The sequence below is a fragment of the Kribbella endophytica genome, from assembly GCF_054781295.1.
Genome location: NZ_BAAGUR010000004.1, coordinates 149,335 through 172,267, shown reverse-complemented (window position 1 = coordinate 172,267; position 22,933 = coordinate 149,335). Strand labels below are relative to the sequence as shown.

Sequence of the window (22,933 nt, the reverse complement as noted above, 5' to 3'; positions counted from 1 at the left end):
TCCGCCGGGCACCGATCGCCCGGTCTACCCAGTACGTTGCCGACGAGGCCCAAAAGGTTGCGAACTTACGGAAAGACGGCGATCGGCGCGTTCAGTACGGCGTAGCGGCAGCTCGTACGGCGTCGACGAAGGCCGCGATCGCCGGGTGGCGGGCGGCGCCGTTGCGGTAGGCGATGCTGGTTCGGCGGCGGATCGCGAGGGGGACGAGGGTGACGCCGTTGGGTGGTGAGCCGGCGGCGAGGTGTGGGACGAGGGAGACGCCCTGGCCGGCGGCGACCAGGGCGAGGACGGCGTCGAAGTCGTCGGCGGTGTGGCGGATGCGTGGGGTGTACCCGGCGGCCTGACAGGCGTGGACCGTGACAGCGTGACAGGCCGTGCCGGGAGTCCCGGCGATCCAGGCGACTCCTTCGGCATCGGCAACCGAACCCACCGGCGCGCCATCTGCGGACGGGGTCGACGTGTGCGCGGGCGCGCTGGTGTTCTTCCCGGTCGAGGGCGTCGCCAGGTAGACCGTTTCGTCGACGAGCGGGCGGATGTCGATCGCGTCGAGGCGAGGTGCCGGCATCACGTCGTAATCGTTGACCAAGGCAACATCCAGGCGGCGTTCGCGGAGCTCGCGGGGTGCGTCGGCCGGGTCGAGCTCGGTGACGGTGAGATCGAGACGGGGGTGATCGCGGGCGAGCCGGACGAGGGTCGACGGCAGCAGCGTCCGTACGGCGGTGGGGAACGCGCCGATGCGGAGCGGGCCGATGAGTTCGGTGGTGGCCAGATCGGCCTGGGCTTCCTCGAGTGCGGTGAGGATCTTCTCGGCGTGCTGGACGAGGCGTTCGCCGGCGGGGGTGAGCGTGACGCGGCGGCCGGTGCGTTCGAGCAGGCGGGTGCCGGCTTCGCGCTCCAGGACGGTGAGTTGCTGGGAGACCGCGGACGGCGTGTAGGTGTGCGCGTCGGCGACCGCGGTGATCGTGCCGAGCTGGGCGAGATCGCGGAGGAGCCGTAGACGGCGGACGTCGAGCATAAGGACAGCTTAAGCACGAGACGAGAAATGCGAACTGGACCTTAGGGTCGACCGCCGTGAGGCTGGTTTCCATGAACCTCACTGGTGTCTTCGTCCCGCTGATCACTCCGTTCGACGAGGAAGGCGCAGTTGCCCTCGATGCGCTCGAAGCACTCGCGGAGCGGATGCTGAGGGATGGGGCGAGTGGACTCGTCGCGTTGGGAACGACCGGCGAACCGGGGAGTTTGACCGCAGCGGAAAAGCAGGCGGTGGTCGAGGTCGCGACGCGGGTGTGCCGCGAGTACGGCGCGACTTTGATTGTCGGAGGCAACGGTGGTGATGCCCGCCTGAGCCTGGTGCCGCCGTTCGTGCGGCCGGGAGAGGCGGGCGTGCTGGAGTACTTCCGGCAGCTGAAGAGTCCGGTCCCGCTGGTGATCTACCACGTGCCGTACCGGACCGGTCAGGCCTTGAGCGCCGGGACCTTGCAGAAGCTCGCCGAGCTGCCGAACATTGCCGGGATCAAGTACGCCGCCGGCGGGATCGACGACGAGACGATGCTGTTCCTGAGCGGGGACCTGCCCGACGACTTCGCCGTACTCGGCGGCGACGATCCGTTCATCGCGCCGATGCTCGCGCTGGGTGCGCACGGCGGGATCCTCGCCTCGGCACACCTGGAGACCCCGAAGTTCGTCGAGTTCGTCGCGGCCTGGCGGGTCGGTGACCTCGCGACCGGTCGCCGGCTGGGACATGAGCTCGGCAGCCTGTCGAGGGCCTTGTTCGCCGAGCCGAACCCGACGGTGATCAAGGCCGTACTGCACGCCCGAGGGGAGATCCCGACGCCGGACGTCAGGTTGCCGCTGCTGCCGGCCGCCCGTTCGACGACCGAGGCCGCCGTGCGGCTGCTCCCCGCTCTGGTCGAAGATGATGAGGTCGTGCCGGTGAGCTGAGAGGTGGTTGCGGTGGGCCAGTATGTCGAGGCCGGGGGAGTGCTGACCTACTTCGAGGTCGAGGGCGAAGGCGAGCCCGTGATCCTCCTGCACGGCGGTGGGGTGAACGGCGAGACCTGGGTCGCCCAGATCGACGCGCTGGCGCGGCACTACACCGTGATCGTCCCCGAACGCCGCGGTCACGGCCGTACGCCGGACGTGGACGGCCCGGTCACGATGGACCTGATGACCGCCGATCTCGTCGCGTTCGTCGAGCGGCTCGAGATCGGGCCAGCGCGCGTGATCGGCTGGAGCGACGGCGGCAAGCTCGGCGCCTGGCTCGCGCTCGCCCGGCCGGACCTGGTCCGCAAGCTCGTGCTGATCGGCGCCGAACTCACGAGAGCCGGTCAGACGGCCGCGGCCGAGCAACTGCTGACCGACGAGGGCCTCGAGCAACTCGCGACGGCGTTCCGCGCGCAGTACGAGATGCTCGCACCGGACGGGCCGGGGCACTTCGACGTGGTGTTCGCGAAGTGGGCCGAGATGTGGCGCACGATGCCCGACCTGGATCTGGGCGAGCTGGGCGAGCGGCTGACCATGCCGGTCCTGGTGATGCAGGGCGACGACGACGGCGTACGGATCGAGCACAGCGTGGAGATCGCGAAGGCGCTGCCCGACGCGCAGCTGGCCGTCGTACCAGGGACCTCGCACGGGCTGCCGCTGGAGAAGGCCGGTCTCGTCAACCAGCTGCTGATCGACTTCCTGGCCGATGAGCAGGCGCGCAAGTTCATGCCGATGGGTGCGCTCGACACCTGATCCACCGCTGTGCCGAACCGTGACCGAGCCAGGCGTTGATAAAGTAACACGCATGGTTTAACTTACTCAAACTTGGACCTACTGTGGCCCAGCCCACACCCCCTGAGGAGTTCCGATGACGAGAACGGCTAGGTGTGTCGCGACGCTGACGTCCGCGGCCCTGCTGCTGACCGCGGCAGCATGTGCGGACGGGACGACGCCCGCCGCGGACACTGGTGGCGCGATCGACCAGAGCGCACCGGTGACGATCACGGTCGGGAACAAGCCGAAACCCGACAAGCCGGCCGACGTCGCGTCGTTCGAGCGCAAGATCAAGGCGTTCACCGACAAGAACCCGAACATCACGATCAAGGCCACCGAGACCGAGTGGGACGCGCAGACCTTCCAGGCTCAGGTGGCAGGTGGCTCGCTCCCGACCGTGATGAGCATCAGCTTCACCGAGCCGCTGAACATGATCCCGAACAAGCAGCTGCCGGACATCACCGACGAGCTGAAGCTGGTCGACCTGACCAAGGACCTCAATCCGCAGACCCTGAAACTGGTGCAGGACGACGCGGGCCGGATCTATGGTGTTCCGTTCGAGGCGTTCTCGGTCGGGCTGGCCTACAACCGCGCGCTGTTCAAGCAGGCCGGGCTCGACCCGGACAAGCCGCCGACGACCTGGGACGAGGTTCGTCAGTACGCCAAGCAGATCCACGAGAAGACCGGCAAGGCCGGCTACGGGCAGCTGACCAAGGACAACACCGGCGGCTGGATGCTGACCACGATGACCTACAGCATGGGCGGCACGGTCCAGTCCGACGACGGCAAGAAGAGCACCTTCAACGACGCGCCGACCAAGAAGGCGCTGCAGCTGCTGAAGGACATGCGCTGGACCGACAACACGATGGGCAGCAACTTCCTGTACAACCAGGAGGAGATCCGGCAGGACTTCGCGGCCGGCAAGATCGGCATGGTCATGCAGGCCTCGGACGCCTACGACATGGCGGTGAAGAACTTCGGCATGAAGCCGGCCGACTACGGCCACGGCGCGTTGCCGCAGGACGGCGGCCCGCACGGCACGCTGACCGGTGGCTCGATCAAGATGATCAACCCGAAGGCGTCCAAGAACGAGATCGTGGCCGCGCTGAAGTGGATCAAGGCGACCGAGTTCGACAAGTACACCAACGAGCAGCTCGCCGTCGACGACGCCAAGACGGCGATCGCGGACAAGGGCTTCGTCGGCCGGCCGGGCGTGACGCCGCTGAGCCAGGAGACCTACGACCAGTACAACAAGTGGCGTGAGCCGTACAACAACGTGCCGGTCGCGCAGTTCGCCGGCTACATCGAGTCGACCAAGTCGCTGAAGCTCCTGCCCGAGCCGTCCAACAAGGGCCAGGAGGTCTACGCCCTGCTCGACCCGGTCGTGCAGCAGGTGCTGACCAAGAAGGACGCGGACATCGACAAACTGCTCACCGATGCCGCCTCGAAGATCGACGCGCGCCTGGCCCGGTAACCCACCATGGCCCTGTCGCTCCGTTCCGATGCCCAGTCCCGCCGGGGTTTGCTCACCTGGTACCGCTCCGGCGGGCTGAGCGCCATCTTCTTCGCACTGCCCCTGGTGCTGATCTTTCTGTACTTCTCCTGGGGCCCGATCGTGCGCGGGCTGGTGCTCAGCTTCCAGAAGAACAACCTGGTCACCACCCCCGAGTGGGTCGGGTGGTCCAACTTCACTTACGTGCTGACCGATCCGCAGCTGCCGCAGGCCACGCTGAACACCCTGTACTTCGCGGTCCTGGCGCTGATCTTCGGTTTCCCGGTCCCGCTGTTCCTCGCGGTCTTCATCAGCGAGCTCCGCACGACCGGCTGGCTCTACAACGTGCTGTCCTACCTGCCGGCGGTGGTTCCGCCGGTGGCCGCGATCCTGCTCTGGAAGTTCTTCTACGACCCGAGCGGGACCGGCGTCTTCAACACGATCCTCGGCTGGTTCGGCATCGATCCACTGTCGTGGCTGAACTCGCCGAACCTGGCGATGCCGGCGATCGTGCTCGAGGCGACCTGGGCCGGCGCGGGCGCGACCGCGATCATCTACCTGGCCGCGCTGACCGGCGTCCGGACCGAGCTGTACGAGGCGGCCGAGCTGGACGGCGCGGGGATCTGGTCACGGGTCTGGCACGTCACGCTGCCGCAGATCCGCGGAATCATCCTGATCATGATGCTGCTGCAGCTGATCGGGACGTTCCAGGTCTTCACCGAGCCGTTCCTGTTCACCGGTGGCGGTCCGGACAACGCGACCACCACGATCCTGCTGCTGATCTACCGCTACGCGTTCATCAACGGCGACTTCGGCGCCGCCACCGCGCTCAGCGTGCTGCTGGCCGGGGTGCTGTGCGTGCTGTCGGTCGTGTACCACTTCCTCACCCGGCGTTGGAGCACGACATGACCAGTCTCCCGATCACCGAGCAGGTCGCGACCGCACCGGACGACGCGGCCCCGGCCAAACGCAGCAGCCGCCGTACGGCGGAAGCGCAGGAACGCGGCATCATCTCCACCGCGGACCGGCGGCGGCCGCTGATCCGGTACGGCCTGCCGACCGTCCAGGTGCTGCTGTTCATCGGTGTACTGGTCGCCGGCGTCGGACCGCTGCTCTGGCTGCTCAAGTCCGGGCTGTCGACCAGCCAGGACATCCTGCAGGGGCCGATGGAGCTGTGGCCGAACGGGATCCAGTGGGCGAACCTGCCGAACGCCTGGACGAAGGTCCAGATCGGCTCGTACCTCGGCAACACGGCGATCATCGCGATCGGCTCGTTGCTGTCCACTCTGTTCGTCTGTACGACGGGCGCCTTCGTGCTCAGCGTGCTGCGGCCGAAGTGGGGCCCGATCATCACCGGCGCGGTGCTGGCCACGCTGTTCCTGCCCGGTGTCATCTCGCTGGTCCCGCTCTACCTGACCATCCTGAAGATGCCGGTACTCGGGGTGAACCTGCAGAACACCTTCTGGGCGGTCTGGCTGCCGCAGGCGGCGGGCGCGTTCAACATCCTGGTGATGAAGCGCTACTTCGACGCGATCCCGCGGGAGCTGATCGAGGCCGCGCGGATCGACGGCGCGGGCAACGTCCGGCTGTTCACGTCGCTGATCCTGCCGCTGTCCAAGCCGATCCTCGGCGTGGTCGCGCTGCTCACGGTGATCGGGTCGTGGAAGGACTACCTCTGGCCGCTGCTGGTGCTTCCGGACCCGAAGCTGCAGCCGATCTCGGTCGCACTGCCCCGCGTGGCGCAGACCACGGAGATCTCGTTGCAGATGAGCGCGTTGTTCCTGGCGGTCCTGGTCCCGGTGGTGCTGTTCTTGGTGTTCCAGAAACAGTTCCTCAGAGGAGTCGGAATGTCGGGAGGGATCAAGGAGTGAGTTCGTCTTTGAGTGGACGACGGGTGCTGGTGACCGGTGCGGCCGGCCGGATCGGGTCGGTCACCACCGAGCACCTGACCGGGCTGGGCGCGCTGGTCACGGCGCTCACCATCGTCGAGGATCCAGCGCTGAAGGCCGACCGGGTGGTCATCGGTGACACCCGGTCGGAGGACGACGTCGCGACGGCGCTGGAGGGCGTGGACCTGGTCGTGCACCTGGCCGCGCTGGCCCACCGTGACTCCGGTACGCCGTACGACGTCTACACCGGCAACGTGGTCTCGACCTTCAACGTGCTCGCCCAGGCGGGCGCGCTCGGGATCAAGCGGGCCGTCGTTGCCAGCAGCATCAACGCGTACGGCGTACCGATGAATCACCACGACGTGCTGCCGGCGTACTACCCGCTGGACGAGAAGATCCCGTCGGACGTGGACGACTGGTACTCGCTGTCCAAGCAGAACGACGAGAACACCGCGCGGATGGCGTGGCGGCACTGGGGGATCGACGTCGTTTCGCTCCGGTTCCCACACGTCAACACCCCGGACGTGCTGCGCCGGCAGTCCGACGGGTTCCGGACGAACCCGGTCGCCGGCGTCCGGGAGGGCTGGAGCTACCTGGACACCCGCGACGCGGCGTACGCGATCGAGCTCGGCCTGACCGCGTCGCTGTCCGGGCAGCACACGCTGTTCGTCGCGGCCGGTACGACGAACGCGCCGTTCGCGACCGAGGACCTGCTCGACGCGTTCGCGCCGCGCGTGCCCCGGCTGCGCCGGTTCACCGGCCGCGAGGTACCGATGGACCTGACCGCCGCCCGGACCGTGCTCGGCTTCCAGGCCCAGCACGAGCTGGACCTGCCGATCGACCGACTGGAGACCTGAATGCCGCAGGAGACGCCCGCCACCTTCGCCCAGCCCTGGCCGGTCCGCGACGACATCCGGATCCGTGCCGTCAAGGCGATCGTGACGGCACCGCAAGGCATCCCGCTCGTGGTGGTGCGGATCGACACCACCGAGCCCGGCCTGTACGGGCTGGGCTGCGCGACGTTCACCCAGCGCTGGAAGGCGGTGCAGACGTTCGTCGACGAGCACCTGGCCCGGCTGCTCGTCGGGCGCTATCCCGGGGACATCGGCGATCTGACCCGGTTGGCCGGTTTCTCCGGCTACTGGCGCGGTGGCCCGGTGACCAACAACGCGATCTCCGGGATCGACCAGGCGCTGTGGGACATCGCCGGCAAGCGCGCCGGGATGCCGGTGTACGAGCTACTCGGCGGCAAGGTCCGCGCCGCGGCCGACACCTACATTCATGCCAGCGGCATCAATATCGACCAGTGCCTGGAACACGCCAAGGAACTCGTCGCGCAGGGTTGGCGGCACATCCGGCTCCAGGTCTCCACGCCCGGTGGCGGCGGGTACGGCGCGCCGCGGCTGGCCACGCTGTACCCGGACTCGCCGTACCACAACGGCTGGTCGGCCCGGGACTACCTGCGGACCACGCCGGACCTGTTCGCGGCGGCCCGGCAGTCGCTGCCGGACAACATCGAACTGCTGCACGACACCCACTCGCGGCTCACGCCGAAGGAGGCCGTGCTGCTGGCTCGCGCGCTGGAGCCGTACCGGCTGTTCTTCCTCGAGGACGTGCTGGCGCCGGAGCACTGGGATCGGCTGCCCGAGGTCCGGGCGGCGTCGCCGGTGCCGCTGGCCGTCGGCGAGCTGACCACGTCGATGGGCGACGCCGTACGGCTGGTCCGTGACGGCGGCGTCGACTTCATCCGGTCGCACGTCTCCGACATCGGCGGCCTGACTCCGGCGCGGAAGCTGGCCGACCTGGCCGAGCTGTGCGGCGTGAAGACGGCGTGGCACGGGCCGGGGGACACCTCGCCGATCGGTGCCGCGGCGAACGTTGCCCTCGACGTCAGTTCGGTGGCCTTCGGCATCCAAGAGGGACACATCTACAACGACGCGACGTACGAGGTCTTCCCCGGCACCCTGCGGATCAAGGACGGCTGGCTGACCCCGAACGAGGCGCCCGGCTGGGGCATCGAGATCGACGAGGCCGCGGCCGCGCGGTACCCGGCGCAGTTGTCCGGGCACGACGAGTGGGCGGCCGGCGTACGGCGGATCGACGGGGCCCTGGAGGCTCCGTGAAGTTCTCCGTGTTCACCGCGTCGACGCCCGACTGGACCCCGGCCGAGGCGGCCAAGATCCTGGCCGAGCAGGGCTGGGACGGGATCGAGTGGCGGATCACCGACCAGGCTGAGCCTTCGGGCAACGCCGGCTTCTGGTCGGGGAACCGGGCGACCTGGCCGCTCACCGGGCTCGAGGACAGCCTGGACGAGATCGCGGCGATAACGACCGGCGCGGGGCTGGAGTTCTCGGCGCTCGGCGGCTACGTGCCGCCGACGCGCCGGGCCGACGCCGAGCGGATGCTCGCGGCAACGGCCGCGCTCGGCGCCGGCCGGGTCCGGATCGCCGGGCTGAAGGTCGAGCCGGGCCAGACCTACCGGGAGGCGTTCGCGGCCTGCCGGGAGCACTGGGAGTGGGTCGAGGAGAAGGCGCGGCAGTACGGCGTACAGGCGCTGGTCGAACTGCACCACGAGACGCTGACGCCGAGCGCGTCGGCGGCCCGGCGGCTGCTCGAAGGGCTCGACCCGGCGTACGTCGGCGTCATCCACGACATCGGGAACCTGGTGATCGAGGGCTGGGAGGAGCACGGCCTGGACCTGCTGGGCGAGTACCTGGCCCACGTGCACGTGAAGAACTGCGCGTGGCACCTGGCGGCGGTGGAAAGCGACGGGACGCTGCGCTGGGAGCCGAAATGGGTTCCGCTGCGTGAAGGCCGGGCGTCGCTGCCGGAATTGTTCGCTCAGCTGGCCGCGGTCGGTTACGACGGGTGGGTCGCGGTCGAGGATTTCTCCACCGTCCTGCCTTTGCCGGAAAGGACGCGGAACAATCTCGATTACCTCACCGGCGTCGCGCGGGCGGCGGGGTACGATCTGCGCTGATCGTTTCGGCGGGTGTGGAAAGAAATCGACATCAGCGGGGAAGAATGTGACAAGGGAGGTGGGCGATGGTCACGCCAGACAGTGACTCGGCGGTACTGGACGAACCGACCCGATCAGGGGCGAACCAGTACGACCTGGGCTCCTTCAACGAGGCCGTGATCATCGAGACGATCCGGGTGGCCGGCATCATCAGCCGGACCGAGATCTCCCGGCGGACCGGCCTGACCCAGCAGTCGGTGTCGCGGATCCTGCGGGTGCTGCTGCAGCAGGGACTGCTGGTCGAGGAGGCGCAGGAACGCGCCGAACGACTCGGCAAACCGCGGACCCCGGTCCGGCTGCGATCGAACGCCGCCCACGCGGTCGGCATCCACATCGACCCCGAACTGCTGACGGTCGCGGTCGTCGATCTCGACGGCACGATCGTACGGCGCGAGACCGTGGACCTGGCCGCGGATCTGGACGCGCACCGGCTGGTCGACCTGGTCGCCGCCACGGTGACCGCCGCGATCAGCATCAGCCAGGTCGACACCGCGTCGCTGCTGGGCGTGGGCGTCGCCGTACCGGGTCCGATCAACGCCGACGGCACGCTGCTCGACCTCCCGCTGCAGCCGGCCTGGCGCGGCCTCGAGATCCGGCAGTTGCTGCAGCAGAAGTTGAACCATCCGGTCCTGGTCGAGAAGGACGGTTCGGCGGCCGCGATCGGCGAGCGCTGGATCGGCCGCTCCGCGCGGGCGCGCGACTTCGCCTACCTGTACCTCGGCACCGGGGTCGGTTCCGGGCTGATCCTGAACGGCTCGATCTACCGCGGCCTGACCGCGAACGCCGGCGAGTTCGGGCAGCTGGCCGCGCTGCGGATGGGGGAGTGGGACGGCGAGGGCGGCCCGCGGATGATGGCCGAGTGCAACCCGACAGCCTCGCTGCCGGTGATCGCGGCCGGGTTCGGATATGTCGAGACCGACGCGAGCGCGACCGACGAGGCGAAACGCTACAAAGCGGTCTGCAAAGCCGCCGCCGAGGGCGACGAAGCGGCCCGCAAAGCGGTCACCCAGGTGGCCCGGGTGATTGCGCAGGGTGCGGTCGGGATGGTCGACCTGCTGGATATCGACCTGATCGTTCTCGGCGGCCCGGCGTACGAAAAGGAAATCGCGGCGACGCTGATTTCCGAAATCGACCGCGCGGTGAATTCGTTCCCGATCGCGAAAGGCACCCGGACGGTCGCGGTGGAGGAGTCGATGCTGCAGACCGACGCGGCCGCGGTCGGTGCCGCGTCGACGATCTTCCACGACGCGTTCACCCCGCGGGTCGGCGGGTCGAGCCAGGCCCGGCGGCTGCCGAAGTAGACCGGCGGCCGATCTAGGATGCGGTCGTGAATCCCTCTGCCCTCACCGCGTCCTTGACCGACACCGTTCAGCTCCGGGTGGTGCGGCCGGAGGATGCCGTGTCGTTCGTCGAGGCCCAGCAGCGGAGCCGCGAGCAGCTCGGGCCGTGGGAGCCTCGGCGGGCTGAGTCCTGGTACGACGCGGACCTCCATGCGGGACGGTTCGCGGAGTTGCTGACGAAGGACAACCTTGTGCCGTGGGTGCTGGTCGAGGATGACCAGGTGATCGGTACGGTGACGCTGTCGAACATCGTGCACGGGGCGTGGCGGAACGGGGACATCGGCTACTGGGTCGATGTGGCGCAGGTCGGCAGAGGGCTCGCGACGGCGGCGCTGGATGCTGTGTGCCGGCTGGCTGATGAGGTGCTGCTGTTGCACCGGGTCGCGGCGAGCACGGCGCACGACAATCATCGGTCGCAGCGGGTGCTGGAAAAGTGCGGATTTGAGCAGTACGGGTACGCCGCGAACTACTTGCACATCAACGGGGCTTGGCAGAACAGCAACCTGTACCACCGCATCCTGAACGACCGCGAGCCTGGCCAGCCGTTCTCCTGAACCCGCTCTCCCCGCCCCTGCGGGGCGGGGAGAGCGGGGGCGGTGGGAGGAGGCGCGCGCCGCCCCCGGCCTTTCGCCTTCGGCTCAGGCGGGCGGGAGGCCGACGCCGCGGGAGACCTCTACATCGTCGTACTTGCCTTCCAGAACGTCTTCGAACTTGATCGGGCGCTGCAGGGTCGACGCGATGTAGACGGACCGGACCGCCGCCAGGGCTTCGATACCGTCCTGCACGCTGATCCCCGGCTGCTTACCGTTGCTCACGGCATCCAGGATGTCGGCGTACTGGCGGCTGTGGCCGTTCGTCGACAGTTGCTGGCTGCCGGCTTCCTTGGACGCCTGCTCCTCGATCGGCAGGTCCTCCTTGTTGCCGTCGGCGTTGAACCGGCGCAGTACGTCGTCCTCGACCTCGGCGCCACCCTCGGTGCCGTGGACCGAGATCCGGGTCCGGCCGCCGGGGAACGCGGCGGTGGTCGCGTGCAGCGTGCCGACCGCGCCGTTCTCGAAGGTGAACGTCGCGACCAGCGTGTCCTCCACCTCGATCGCGTGGTGCGCGGCCCGGATCGCCTGGGCCTGGATGGTGACCGGCCGGCCCATGAACCACAGCAGCAGATCGAGGGTGTGCACGCCCTGGTTCATCAGCGCGCCACCGCCGTCCTGCGCCCAGGTCCCACGCCAGCCTGCGGAGGCGTAGTACTCGTCACTGCGCCACCAGGCCACAGAGGCGGTTGCCGACGTGAGCGTCCCGAAACGCCCGGCGCGGATGGCCTCCGCGACGACGATGCTGCCCGGGTCGAACCGGTGCTGGCTGATCACCGAGCAGACCACTCCGTGGCTCGCCGCGCGGGAGGCCGCCGCCGCGAGGCGCCGGCCCTTCGCGACGTCGACGTCGAGCGGCTTCTCGATCACAACGTGCAACTTGTGTTCCAGTGCCTGTTCCGCGATCGCGGCGTGCGTACCGCTCGGCACGCACACCGCGACCAGCGAGACGTCCGACCCGGCGATCGCCGCGTCCAGGTCGCCGTACACCTTCGGCTCCGGGTGCCCGGCCTCGGTCAGCCGGGCCGCCAGCGCCTGCGCCGCGGCCGGGTCCACGTCCACCAGGGCGGTGACCGTGGCGTCGGGCCGGGCGCTGACGGTGTCGGCGTGGGTGCGTCCGATGATGCCGCAGCCCACGATCGCGACCTGGTGCGGCGTCGTCGAGTCAGCCATCTCGCTCCTTGCTGCTATTCGGTGGTGAAGTGCGCGGTCAGTACCTGGTCCGCGGTCACGGTGAAGGTGTACGACGCGTCGGTCGAGACCACCTCGCCGTTCACGGTCCAGTTCTGGAAAACGTTATCCGATGCAGCCGCTGCCGTCACGGTCACCTGCGCGCCAACTTCGTACGAGCCCGGTTCGGACTCGTTGCCGAGGACCTTCACCGTGCCGTTGCCGTCGGCCTGCACCGAGACCGCGCGCTGGACGACGTTGATCACCATCACGTTGTGCAAAGTGACCGGCCCGGTGCTGGTGGCGCCGTTGTAGCGGGCCAGGTTGGTCGCCTCGACGTCGCCCTTGACCACCTTGACCGTGTAGCCGTCGGCGCCGAGGTTGTCGGTGCCCAGGTTGTAGGCGTCGACCTGCCCGTCGTTCACGACCAGCCCGTCGTGGAACCCGTACGCGAAGACGTTGAACAGCGTCAGCCCGGTCGCGCCGTCGACGGTGACGATCTTGGCCTGCTTGCGCATGTACTTGTCGATCACCAGCTCGAAGATGCTGCCCTCGTTCATCCAGTACGGCTGCTGGTAGCCGATCCGGGTGACCGCGTTGCCGTTGGACAGCACGCCCTCGATCCGGCCGCCGGTACTGCGGCCGACCGCGATCGCGTGGTCGAAGAACGCTCCGGCGACCTTGCGGACGACGAACTGGTCGTTGCGGTAGGTGGTGAAGTCGATGCCGTTCCAGGCGTTCGGGAAGCCGGCGTTGATCACGTACGTGTGGCTGCCCTTGCCGCGTACGGCGTACGGGTAGGCGACGATGCCCTCGGTCACGCCCGGGTTCTGCTCGGGGTAGAAGACGCGCAGACCGCGGACACCGGACTTGGTGCCGTTGAGCGTGACGAGCGCGGTGGTCGTGTCGGGTGCGGTGGTGCCGCGGCCCTCGAAGGCGTGCAGGACCGTGCCGCCGCTCGCGCCGCCCTGGTCGCGGTTCGGTACGGCGGAAGCGCCGCGCAGTTCGACGTTGGTCGGGACGGTCAGGTGGGTGCTGATCCGGTACCAGCCCGCGGGCAGGTACACGATGCCGCCGCCGGACCGACCGGCCTTGTCGAGCGCCTTCTGGACGCTCTTGGTTGCGTCGGCCGTCGGAAGGTAGCCGACGCCGTGGGGCGCGTCGACGACCGTGAGGCTCTTGCGCGCCGGTGCGGGCAGCGGCTTCTGGGTGTACGTCGGAGCGGCGCCCGCCATCTGGTGGATGATGCCGGCCTGCGTGCCTTGCAGCTGCGTGCCGGTGATCTTCACGTAGCCGCGAGCGTTGTTCTGGATCGCTTGCGTGCCTTCGACGCGACCGCCGGCCAGCGTCAGGCCCCAGCGGTCGTCGATCACGTCGACCAGGACGCCGGTGCCGGTACGGCGGATGTCCGGCTCCAGGAAGCTCCCGGTGAACTGCGCCCGCTGACCGGCGACGACGTGGATGCCGACCTTGTAGTCCGACAGCGTGATCTTGTGGAACTGGTCCCACTCGAGGTCGCCGAGCACGAGCCCGGTCCCGTTGGCGCGGGTCCAGGTGTCGAGCGCGGCCCGGCTCGGCGGCTTGAAGGCGGCCGGGGCCTGCGACCAGTACGTGTTGCTGAAGGTCACGTTCTCCCAGGTGCCAACGTCGGCGCCGTTGTAGGCGCGGGCGCCTTCGAAGAGCGCGGTGCCGCGGATGTTCCGGATCGTGCTGGACTCGTGCACCTGGCCGGAGCTCGGCGCGTTGCCGCGGTCGTTGGGCATCGTGCTGATGCCGATGCCGCGGTAGGAGTTCAGCATGGTGACGTCCTGGACGGTCGCCATCATGTAGTTCTCGTTGCCGATCCAGGCGCCGCCGGGAATCTCGAAGGTGTAGTTGTACGGAACCGGCTGGGTCGCGCTCTGCCGCGGGTACCAGGTGGTCACGCCGATCACACCGGCCGAACCGCCGACCCGGAACAGACTCGGCCCGTCGTCACCCGACGCGAGGTCGGCGATGACGACAGTGCCGTAGTCGACGTTCTTCCCCTGATCGGGGTTGCGGCGGTCGCCGCGCAGCGTGCAGAACGAGTGCACCTCGAGGGTGTCCTTGACCAGGTACTTCCCGCTCGGCAGCCAGACCGTGCCGCCGCCGGCGTCCTGACACGCGTAGAGCGCTTTCTGGATGCTCTTCGTCGAGTCGAACCGACCGCTGCGGTCGGCGCCGTACCGGGTGGCGTCGAAGTCGGCGACCACACCGTCCTCGGTCGGGTTCACCGTCTGCACGAGCTTCGGCTGCGGGACCACGACCGGCGACTCGCGCAGCTGCAGCTCCTCCACCACGTACGTCGGGGAGCCGGTCATCACCACGCGGACGTAGCGAGCCTTCGTCGTCGCGAAGCGGGTCTTGCTGAACTGGTTCGCGCCGGGCGAGCCGGTGCGGCCGACGGTGGTGAACTTCCGGCCGTCGTTCGAGACCTGGACGGTGTAGTCGGGGGAGTACGCCTGCGCCCACTCGACGCGGACGTCGTTGACGTTGCGCGGCGTGCGCAGGTCGAGCTGCAGCCAGGCGTCGCCCTCGACGGTCCACGAGGTGGCGTGGTTGCCGTCGTTGACGTTGGCGGCTCCGGTGCCGCCGCTGGCGGACGCCGTACCGGCCTTGGCGAAGTTCGTGTCGACCACGGACGCGGTGAACGCGTCGAGCTTGGTCTGCAGGTTCACGAGCGCGGCCTTCACCTGGACGTCGGTGACGTCCGGCGTCGCCGCGACCTCGCGGGCGTCGTCGATCGCGGCGAGCAGCGTCGCGCGGCTGCCGGTCGGGTACTGGCCGTCGCGGCTGCCTTCCCGGGCGGCCTTATGTGCACGGGCGGCTTCGTCGATCAGGTCGTTCAGACCCTCGGTCACGTCGAGAGCACCAGCGACCTTCGCGACGCGGACGGCCGCGAGCTTGAGGTCGACCGCGCCGTCGCCGATGTGGATCCGGAAGTCGCCGCCGTTCGAGCGGTTCGTCATCACGGCGTCCGGCAGCGCGAACGTGTGGGTCTTCCAGGTCTTGGTGTCGCCGTAGGTGACGACCTCGGAGTTCTTGAAGCGCTCCGGGATCGTCTCACCAGGGGAGTCGTAGTGCAGGCCGAACTGACCGTTGCCCTCGTCGAAGTAGTCGAGGCTCACGAGCACCAGGCCCCGGTTGTCGTACAGGTAGGTGTCGGACACGTTCATGTAGAAGAAGTTCGTGCCCGGCGCGGGTGCGGTCCGGTCGGTCTGCCAGTACGGACGGCCGTCCTGTACGCCGGTCTTCAGGTTCTCCGGCCGGTCACCGGCGCGCGGCGAGATGCCGCTCTCCAGCGGGGACGCGCCGAGCGAGACCGTGGCTCCCGCCGTACTGATCCGCAGTCCTGCGACGGTGATGTCGGCGCTGCCGGACAGCCGCAGGTCGGCGCCTCCGAGGCGGTCGGCGAACTCGATGTCGGCGAGCGCGAACGTGCCGGTCTGCCACTGGCCCGTGTTCTTCAGCGTGACGTCGTCGGCCCTGGTCTCCGGACCGGCCGCTGCGTCGTACTTCAGCTGCAGGGTCCCGGTGCCGGAGTCGAGGTAGGTGACGGTGACGACGACGTCGTCGGTGGTCAGCTCGTCGACGTAGTCGCGGTCGACGTCGAAGGAGAACCAGTCGGTACCGGCGGCCTGGTTGGTGCGCCAGTACGTGCGGCCCTGCTCGGTCCCGGTCTGCAGGCCGGCGGGATCGGCACCGGCGGCGGGTGCGACGCCGAGCGTGGTCGGGGTGGCGCCGAGGTCGGCGCCGACGCCGCTCGGGTACATCGTGGCCGCCGCGGCCGGTGCTGTGGTCAGCACTCCGGCCAGCAGCGTCGCGGGCAACAGACCCGCGAGCAGGCGTGTTCGTACGGACATGGGGGAGTCCTCCAGGTGGCGGGCCGGAAGCGAGGCCTGAAAGTTAAACCATGCGTGTTACTAATTCAAGAGGTGGTGCTTCCAGCGGTTTCTGGGCCTCGATGGATAGGGTCGTCGGGTGACCGAGCCTGGGGTGCCGCAGTGGTTGAAGCAGACGGCGTGGGCGCTGTCGGGCGTCGAGGCCGGAGCGCCGTACGACGACCTGGAACCGCTGAAGAAGGTGCTCGCCGACGTGCGGGTGGTCGGACTCGGCGAGTCCACGCACGGGACGCGGGAGTTCTTCCAGCTCAAGCACCGGCTGCTGGAGTTCCTGGTCGGCGAGCTCGGGTGCCGGGTGCTGCTGATGGAGGCGAGCGAGTCGGCCGCGGTAGCCGTCGACGCGTACGTCCGCGGCGGGCCGGGCGATGCGCCGACCGTTGTGAGTGACCTGGGCTTCTGGGTGTGGGCGACCGAAGAGGTCGTCGCGATGGTCCAGTGGATGCGGAAGTACAACGCGGATCGGCCCGCGGAGGAGCAGGTCGGGTTCGTGGGGATCGATCCGCAGAAGTGCTCGGCGGCCTTGCGGGTCATCCGGGATTATTTGGAGTCGGACGCGCCGGAGCGGCTCGAGCTGTTCGACGAGGGGATCGCCACGGAGGTCGACGCCGGTCCGGGAGCGAGGCCGGATCCGAAGCGGGCGCTGGTCCGGGAAACCGAGGCGCTGGTCGGGTTCTTGGAGAAGCACTCGGCGCCGTCCGAGGTCCTCGTTGCTGGGAAGCAGCTGGTCCGGGCCGCCGACGTGGTGTGTGCGGTGAAGGAGCACAAGGAAGCGGCGCGGACGGTGTTCGCCGTACGGGATCGGCTGATGGCCGAGGCGGTGGATTCTGCGCTCGGCGACGACCTCAAGGGCGCGGTGTGGGCGCACAACGGGCATCTCGCGGCGAGCCGGCCGAGTGCCGCCGTACGGCCGATGGGTCGGGAGCTGCGGGAGCGGTACGGGTCGGCGTACTACGCGATCGCGGTGCTGGGTGGGTCGGGAGCGTTCCGCGCTCGGCGGACGTGGCCCGGGCCTTGGGCTGGTTCGCGGAGTGGGCCGGTCGAGGTGAACAAGCTGGAGCGTGGTGGGTTCAGCTCGCTGGAAGGGTTGCTCGAGGCGGCGAATCCGCACGACCACTTCCTCGATCTGCGGACCGTGGCGGAGGCGCCGGCCGAGATCCAGAACTGGCTGGAGGAGCCGCAGATGTTCCGTAGCTTCGGGGCGTTCGTCGCGCGGTGGACGTACAAGCTGCAGTTCGCGCCGACGATGCTGGCGGAGGAGTTCGACGGGCTGGCGTACGTCGTGTCGACCAGCCCGTCGCGACCGCTCTAGGCGACGCCGACCAGGGTCCGCTGCTCCTGGGGGAGCGCGGCGAGGAGGTCGAAGAAGTACGGCGCGGCGTCGGCGAGGCGGAGCAGGCCGGCTTCGTGGGCGGTCCAGCCGAAGACGAGCTCGCCGTCGATGAGGCGCTCGGCGAGCGGTACGGCGTACGCGCTGAGTGTCACGCGGTTCGGGCCGGTCTGCGGGTGGTGGTCGCCGCAGCCGCACTCGGTGGGGATCGCGATCGTGGTGAGCGCGTCGGCGGCGTACTGCCGCAGGCGCAGCGTGCGGCCGCGGGCGGTGAACCGGACGATCGTTGCGTCAGGCAACTGAACGAGCAGGTCGACCGGGACGGCGTGCGAGCCCGGCAGCAGCCGCAGTCCACGGGACGCGAGCAGGTCGGCGAAAGCGCTGAGGTTCATCGGGAAGGTATCCGGAATCCTGTGAGTGCTGGTGTCGGCGGGCGGGCCTGGAGATGGACAGGGCCTCGCGCGCCTCAGACGGCGCGCGTCAGCGACAACAACAGCAACAACACAGCGAGATACGCATGCGGAAGATCATGGCAGAGCTTCCCGCCTCCTCCAAACACCGCCCGCAATCTGAGACAACTGTCCCTGAGGGCTGAACAGCAGAACGCCCTGCAACCTTGTTTCAGGTTGCAGGGCGTTCCGGTGTCTGGTGCTCAGTCGGCTTTCTTGCCGAACATGATCTCGTCCCAGCTGGGGACGCTGGCGCGCTTGGAGCCTCGGCGGGCCGGCTTCTTCTTCGGCTCGGGGGTGGGCTCGGCCGGTGTCTCGGCGCTGGCTGCGGGGGCCTCGGGCTTGGGAGCGTCCGTGGCCGGCGGCTTCGGCTGGGCTGCCGGGGCGGTCGGGAGAGTGGGCTGGTTTACCCGGCTCTCCTGGTTGCCGCGACGGGGGTCGAAGGGCTTGGGGATCGTCGGACGCGCGGGCTGCTGGAGCTCCGGGTGCCGGGGGTCGGCGGCCTTGGGCTCGGCTTCGAGCTCCGGGTGACGCGGGTCCGCCGGAGCCGGCTCGGTGCGCCGGGCTTCCTCCGCCTGACGCTGGAGGGCCATCTCGCTCAGTCGCTCGGGCTGACGCGCTTCGATTGTCGGCCGCACCTGCTCGTGCGGAGCCAGCTCGCTCTGACGCTCGGACTGGCCGGCCCGCTCGTGCGGTGCCAGCTCGGTCTGACGTGCCTGCTCGTTCCGGGCGAGGTCGGACTGACGCTCGGACTCGCGTGCTTCCGCCTGGCGCTCGGGCTGACGCGCCTCCGCCTGACGTGCCTCAGCCGAACGCTCAGGCTGCCATGCCTCCGTCTGACGAGCCTCGGCCGAACGCTCGGACTGGCGTGCTTCCGCCGGGCGGGGCTCGGGGTGGCGTTCCGACTGGCGCTGGTCCGACTCGCGAGGCTCGCGCTCGCGGCCTTCCGGCTGGCGGTGATCGGAGTCGCGACGGTCGGTCTCGCGGGATTCCGGCTGGTCCTGCTCGGGCTGGCGAAGCTCAGCCGGGGACGTGCGGCGTTCGGTGAAGCGGTTCTCGGGGGCGGCGGCGCGCTCTTCCGGCGGGGTCGGTTCCACCGGGGGAGGCGTCGGGCGCTCGACCGCGCGGACGCTCGGCCGCAGGGCGGGCGGCGGCTCGAGCGGAACGTTGATGAGGGTCGGCTCTTCGTCGGGGCTAGGCACCGAGTGCACCCGGCGCGGACCGCGCTCGGGGTCGCGCCCGGTGAAGCTCTCCCGCACCGAGTCCCGCGAGAAGTCCCGTCCGCTCTCCCGGGAGCCGTCCCGCCCGCTCGCCGACGCCTCGCGTCCAGGTGCTTCCCGTCCACTGTCGCGGGAGACGTCGCGTCCACTGTCCCGTGAGAAGTCCCGCCCGCTCGCCTCGCGGGTTGAGTAGTCGCGTCCGCCGGCCTCGCGCGCCGGTGCCTCACGACCCGGGGCCTCGCGCGGGTACGAATGATTGGTCTCGCGCACCGGCGGCTGCGGGTCGCGCCCGAAGTCGCGGTCGATGTCCTGACCGAAGTCGCGGGGATTGTTGTCCCGCGCGTACTGCTGACGAGCCCGCTGCAGGTTGACCGTGTCCTCGAACCCGGCGGCCTCGTAGCTGTCCGCCCCGTGGTCGGGCGCCAGCGACAGATCGATGTCGGCGACCGCGGTCAGTCGCCGTTCCGGCTGCTGCGGCGGCAGCACCTGCGCCTGCTCGCCGACCAGCCAGCGTGCTTCGTCGTCGTCCGGTACGGCGTACCGTCCCGGAGCGTCGTACGCGAACATGGCGACCTTCTCGTCGTCCTCGGCCACCGGGTACGACACGCGAACCGCCCAGCGGCCGTCCTCGCGCCGCCAGGCGTCCCACTCGGCGGCGCCGGGGTCGACTCCGCGGATCCGCAGCCGCTCGGTCACCCAGGCGCCGAGGTTGCGCGTCGGAGCGTCGCCGCCACCGCGGCGGCGGACCGAGGCCCGCTGCGCGAGGTTGGCCACGTGGTCGCGCTCGGCCAGGACCGGGCCGGCGAAGGCCATCACCCGTTCCATCGGCATCTGGGCGACCGCCGCGACCGCTTCAACACTTTCGCCCGCGCGGATACGAGCCTGGATGTCTCGTGGGCGCAGCGCGCTCTCCATTTGAATCTCCAGCTGGCCGAGTCGGGCACGGTCGCCGCGCAGGGCCGCACGCAACCGGTCGTCGACCGGGACGGCGAACTCCTCACCCGTTTCGGCCACGGCCAGGACCAGCTTGGTGCCGTCCTGGCTCAGACCGACGAGCCTCGCCTCGCGCATTGCCTATGTTCTCCTGTGCGGTTCTCGACAGTCTCTCCCGTGACGTGCTGCCTGACCAAGACCGGCGCGCCGTGCCGGGCGGTCATTGTGGAGGTTACGTCACGAAATCACATCTTGCCTGGTCAGCCGGGTCCTTCTGGTCACACCAGTCACATTAGTCACAACGCGTAGTGATCAGCCGACCGGGTACGCCGTCCGCACCGCGAGCGACCGGTTCAGATCGTCCGCGCGGTCCCCGACCGAGCGCCGGATCCCGGCCGAAACGGCCTCGTCGGCGACCAGGTCGGCGGCCAGCCGCGCGGTCGTCGCGTCGACGGCGTAGACCGGGAACGCGAGCATCGCCGAGCGGGCCACGACCCAGCCCGAGCGCAGCTTCTCGGTGCCGGCGATCTCGGCGAAGAACCGTTCGACGTACGGCGCCGTCAGCTCGGTCTGCGCCGGGTGCCAGAACCCCTCGCCGGCGGCGTACAGCTCGTAGTTCGACAGGTCGGCGTCGGTGATGAGCTGCGCCCAGGCGCGTTCCTTGGCCTCGGCCGTCGGCAGCGCGGCGCGGCAGCGGGTCGCGTGCACGACACCCTCCGAGGAGGTGTCGCGGGCCAGCTCGGCGTCGATGCCGGCGTCGTCGATGGCGCCGAGGCGGGCGAGCTGCAGCGTGATCAGCCAGCGCAGGTCCGCGTCGACGGTGATCCCGTCCGGTACGTCGGTCCCGGCCAGCCAGCCGCGCAGCAGGTCCGCGTCGGCCGTCGTACGGATCGCCGCGCGCACGACCATCAGTTGCACGCTGCTCCCGACCTCGACCGTCGACACCCGCTCAGTCAGTACGGCGGACAGCTGCGCCCGGTACTCCTCGTACGGCAGCACGACGCCGATCAGGTGCGTCTGCACCCACGCGACCATCGAGCCGACCGCGATGTCGCTCGTCTCGGTCGGCAGCGCGGCCAGCACGGCGGCGAACCCGATCCGCGGGTCCAGCTCGCCGTCGTTGGTCGCGTCGCGCAGGCTGTTCAGCACGACCGCCCGGGTCACGCCGTCCTCGATCTTCGGCAGTACGTCGGTCAGCCGCGCGAGCGTGTCCGCGTCGAGCCGGACCTTCGCCCAGGTGTCGTCGGCGCAGTCCGGGACAATCACGACCGCGTCGGCGAGATCCAGCTCGACCGACACCTCGTCGGCGTCCAGCAGCACCGGTGCGGACGCGACGAGCTGCCCGTTGGCGTCGTACGCGCCGATCGTGAGCTTGTGCGGCCGGTCGGCCGGGTACTGCGCGGGAGCGGTCCGTCGCAGCAGTACGCCGGTGGCGGTGCGCTCGGCGCTGATCGTGTCGAGCCCCGGCGTCCGCAGCCAGGCCTGCGCCCACGCCTCGAGCCCGACCGCGCCGGCCTCGGTCCACTTCGCGACCAGGTCGGCGAAGGTCGCGTTGCCGAACTCGTTCGCCTCGATGTGCGCGTTGACCCCGGCCAGGAACACGTCGTCACCGAGGTAGGCGGCCAGCTGCTTCAGGACCGCGGCGCCCTTGGCGTACGAGATGCCGTCGAAGTCGTCGAGCGACGCGGCGGCGTCCTTGCCCGGGTCGGACGCGACCGGGTGGGTCGACGTGCGCTGGTCGGCCTGCAGTCCCCACCAGCGGCGGATGAACGCGAAGTCGATCCAGTTGTCGGCGTACTTGGTGGCCTTGGTCGAGACCCGGTGCGCCATGTACTCGGCGAACGACTCGTTCAGCCACAGGTCGTTCCACCACTTCATCGTGACGGTGTCACCGAACCACTGGTGGGCCATCTCGTGCACGATCGTCCGGGCCCGGTTGGACCGCTCGGAGTCGGTCGCGGCGGAGCGGAACACCATCGAGTCGCGGAAGGTCACGCAGCCCGGGTTCTCCATCGCGCCGGCGTTGAACTCCGGCACGAACGCCTGGTGGTACTCGCCGAACGGGTAGCGGTACCCGAACAGGTTGTGGAACTCGTCGAAGGCCTGCTTGGTCACCTCGAAGATGTCGGCGGCCTCACGGTCGAGCGCGTCCTTCAGCGACTGGCGCGCGACGACGCCGAGCGGAATGCCATCGTGGTCGTCGAGGAGCTGGTGGTACGGGCCGGCGACCAGCGTGACGAAGTACGTCGACAGCGGCTTGGTCTCGGCGAGCTCCCAGCGACCGGGGGAGACCTGCTTGGCGGCACCGTTGCCGAGGACGATCCACTCGGTCGGAGCGGTCACCTTCAGCCGGTACGGCGCCTTGAGGTCGGGCTGGTCGAAGCAGGCGAAGATCCGCGGCGCGGCCTCGAGGAACGACATCGCGTACAGGTAGACCAGGCCGTCGGCCGCGTCGACGCTGCGGTGCAGCCCCTCGCCGTCGTTGGAGTAGAGCATCGTCGCGTCCACGACCAGCTCGTTGTCCGCGGTCAGGCCGGTCAGCTCGAGCCGTCCGTCGTTCAGCCCCGCGACGTCGACCGCCGTACCGTTCAAGGTCACCGAGACGAGCTCGTCGGGCCGGACGTCCAGCCAGGTCTGCTCGTCGGTCGCGCTGAAGGCGATCCGCGTGACGGACCCGAACACGCGGTCGCCGCGGGTCAGGTCGAGATCGACGTCGTAGCTGTGAACGGTGAGTGCGGCGGCCCGGGTGAGGGCGCCGTCGACTGTGAGACTCGGCATGGTCGGCACTCTATGCCGACGACCCCAGCGGCATCGAGAGGGTTTG

General features: G+C 69.4%; 17 protein-coding genes. 11 read left to right on the top strand and 6 right to left on the bottom strand.

All coding sequences use genetic code 11. From position 1 onward, the window contains the following. Positions 1-91: 91 nt before the first annotated feature. Positions 92-1,015: a LysR substrate-binding domain-containing protein gene (locus tag ACYVIO_RS32670; protein ID WP_460654793.1), complete on the bottom strand. Its 924-nt coding sequence runs from the start codon at positions 1,013-1,015 to the stop codon at positions 92-94. Between the two features lie 71 nt (positions 1,016-1,086). On the opposite strand from ACYVIO_RS32670, the gene ACYVIO_RS32665 reads away from it, so the two are divergent. The 10 genes from ACYVIO_RS32665 to ACYVIO_RS32620 all read left to right on the top strand — a co-directional run bounded on the left by ACYVIO_RS32665 (position 1,087) and on the right by ACYVIO_RS32620 (position 11,051). Continuing rightward, positions 1,087-1,941 carry a dihydrodipicolinate synthase family protein gene (locus ACYVIO_RS32665; RefSeq protein ID WP_460654792.1) on the top strand — a complete coding sequence of 285 codons (855 nt, stop codon included), beginning with the start codon at positions 1,087-1,089 and terminating at the stop codon, positions 1,939-1,941. Positions 1,942-1,953: 12 nt separating this feature from the next. After that, entirely contained in the window at positions 1,954-2,736 is a 783-nt protein-coding gene (locus ACYVIO_RS32660; protein WP_460654791.1) for an alpha/beta fold hydrolase, read from the top strand. Between the two features lie 115 nt (positions 2,737-2,851). Continuing rightward, complete coding sequence (locus ACYVIO_RS32655) at positions 2,852-4,231, top strand: ABC transporter substrate-binding protein (protein ID WP_460654790.1); 1,380 nt, start codon at positions 2,852-2,854, stop codon at positions 4,229-4,231. A 105-nt stretch (positions 4,232-4,336) separates the two neighbouring features. Next, positions 4,337-5,158 (top strand): carbohydrate ABC transporter permease, encoded by an 822-nt coding sequence (locus tag ACYVIO_RS32650; RefSeq protein ID WP_460654789.1) that lies wholly within the window; start codon positions 4,337-4,339, stop codon positions 5,156-5,158. Continuing rightward, positions 5,155-6,120 carry a carbohydrate ABC transporter permease gene (locus ACYVIO_RS32645; RefSeq protein WP_460654788.1) on the top strand — a complete coding sequence of 322 codons (966 nt, stop codon included), beginning with the start codon at positions 5,155-5,157 and terminating at the stop codon, positions 6,118-6,120. The genes ACYVIO_RS32650 and ACYVIO_RS32645 overlap by 4 nt, the downstream gene beginning before the upstream one ends. Next, complete coding sequence (locus tag ACYVIO_RS32640; protein ID WP_460654787.1) at positions 6,117-6,995, top strand: NAD-dependent epimerase/dehydratase family protein; 879 nt, start codon at positions 6,117-6,119, stop codon at positions 6,993-6,995. Before ACYVIO_RS32645 ends, ACYVIO_RS32640 begins: the two co-directional genes overlap by 4 nt. Continuing rightward, on the top strand, positions 6,996-8,261 hold the full coding sequence (locus tag ACYVIO_RS32635) for an enolase C-terminal domain-like protein (RefSeq protein WP_460654786.1): 1,266 nt from the start codon (positions 6,996-6,998) through the stop codon (positions 8,259-8,261). Then, positions 8,258-9,118, top strand: a complete 861-nt coding sequence (locus ACYVIO_RS32630; protein ID WP_460654785.1) for a sugar phosphate isomerase/epimerase family protein — start codon at positions 8,258-8,260, stop codon at positions 9,116-9,118. Before ACYVIO_RS32635 ends, ACYVIO_RS32630 begins: the two co-directional genes overlap by 4 nt. A 65-nt stretch (positions 9,119-9,183) precedes the next feature. After that, positions 9,184-10,458, top strand: a complete 1,275-nt coding sequence (locus ACYVIO_RS32625) for an ROK family transcriptional regulator (RefSeq protein ID WP_460654784.1) — start codon at positions 9,184-9,186, stop codon at positions 10,456-10,458. 26 nt (positions 10,459-10,484) lie between these two features. After that, entirely contained in the window at positions 10,485-11,051 is a 567-nt protein-coding gene (locus ACYVIO_RS32620; protein ID WP_460654783.1) for a GNAT family N-acetyltransferase, read from the top strand. A gap of 84 nt (positions 11,052-11,135) precedes the next feature. On the opposite strand, the gene ACYVIO_RS32615 is transcribed toward ACYVIO_RS32620, so the two are convergent. Together ACYVIO_RS32615 and ACYVIO_RS32610 are read right to left on the bottom strand one after the other, a co-directional pair. Beyond that, complete coding sequence (locus tag ACYVIO_RS32615; protein WP_460654782.1) at positions 11,136-12,260, bottom strand: Gfo/Idh/MocA family protein; 1,125 nt, start codon at positions 12,258-12,260, stop codon at positions 11,136-11,138. Between the two features lie 14 nt (positions 12,261-12,274). Continuing rightward, positions 12,275-16,141: a discoidin domain-containing protein gene (locus tag ACYVIO_RS32610; RefSeq protein WP_460654781.1), complete on the bottom strand. Its 3,867-nt coding sequence runs from the start codon at positions 16,139-16,141 to the stop codon at positions 12,275-12,277. Positions 16,142-16,259: 118 nt separating this feature from the next. On the opposite strand from ACYVIO_RS32610, the gene ACYVIO_RS32605 reads away from it, so the two are divergent. Further along, the gene (locus ACYVIO_RS32605) at positions 16,260-17,489 is read left to right on the top strand and encodes an erythromycin esterase family protein (RefSeq protein ID WP_460654780.1); all 1,230 of its coding nucleotides are present in this window, start codon (positions 16,260-16,262) and stop codon (positions 17,487-17,489) included. Here ACYVIO_RS32605 and ACYVIO_RS32600 read toward each other — a convergent pair. The 3 genes from ACYVIO_RS32600 to pepN form a co-directional block, all read right to left on the bottom strand. Then, positions 17,486-17,899, bottom strand: coding sequence for a hypothetical protein (locus ACYVIO_RS32600; protein ID WP_460654779.1), 414 nt, complete (start codon positions 17,897-17,899; stop codon positions 17,486-17,488). The genes ACYVIO_RS32605 and ACYVIO_RS32600 overlap by 4 nt on opposite strands. A gap of 260 nt (positions 17,900-18,159) precedes the next feature. Continuing rightward, positions 18,160-20,247 carry a septation protein SepH gene (sepH, locus tag ACYVIO_RS32595; protein ID WP_460654778.1) on the bottom strand — a complete coding sequence of 696 codons (2,088 nt, stop codon included), beginning with the start codon at positions 20,245-20,247 and terminating at the stop codon, positions 18,160-18,162. A gap of 174 nt (positions 20,248-20,421) precedes the next feature. Beyond that, positions 20,422-22,887 carry an aminopeptidase N gene (gene pepN / locus ACYVIO_RS32590; RefSeq protein ID WP_460654777.1) on the bottom strand — a complete coding sequence of 822 codons (2,466 nt, stop codon included), beginning with the start codon at positions 22,885-22,887 and terminating at the stop codon, positions 20,422-20,424. Positions 22,888-22,933 lie beyond the last annotated feature (46 nt).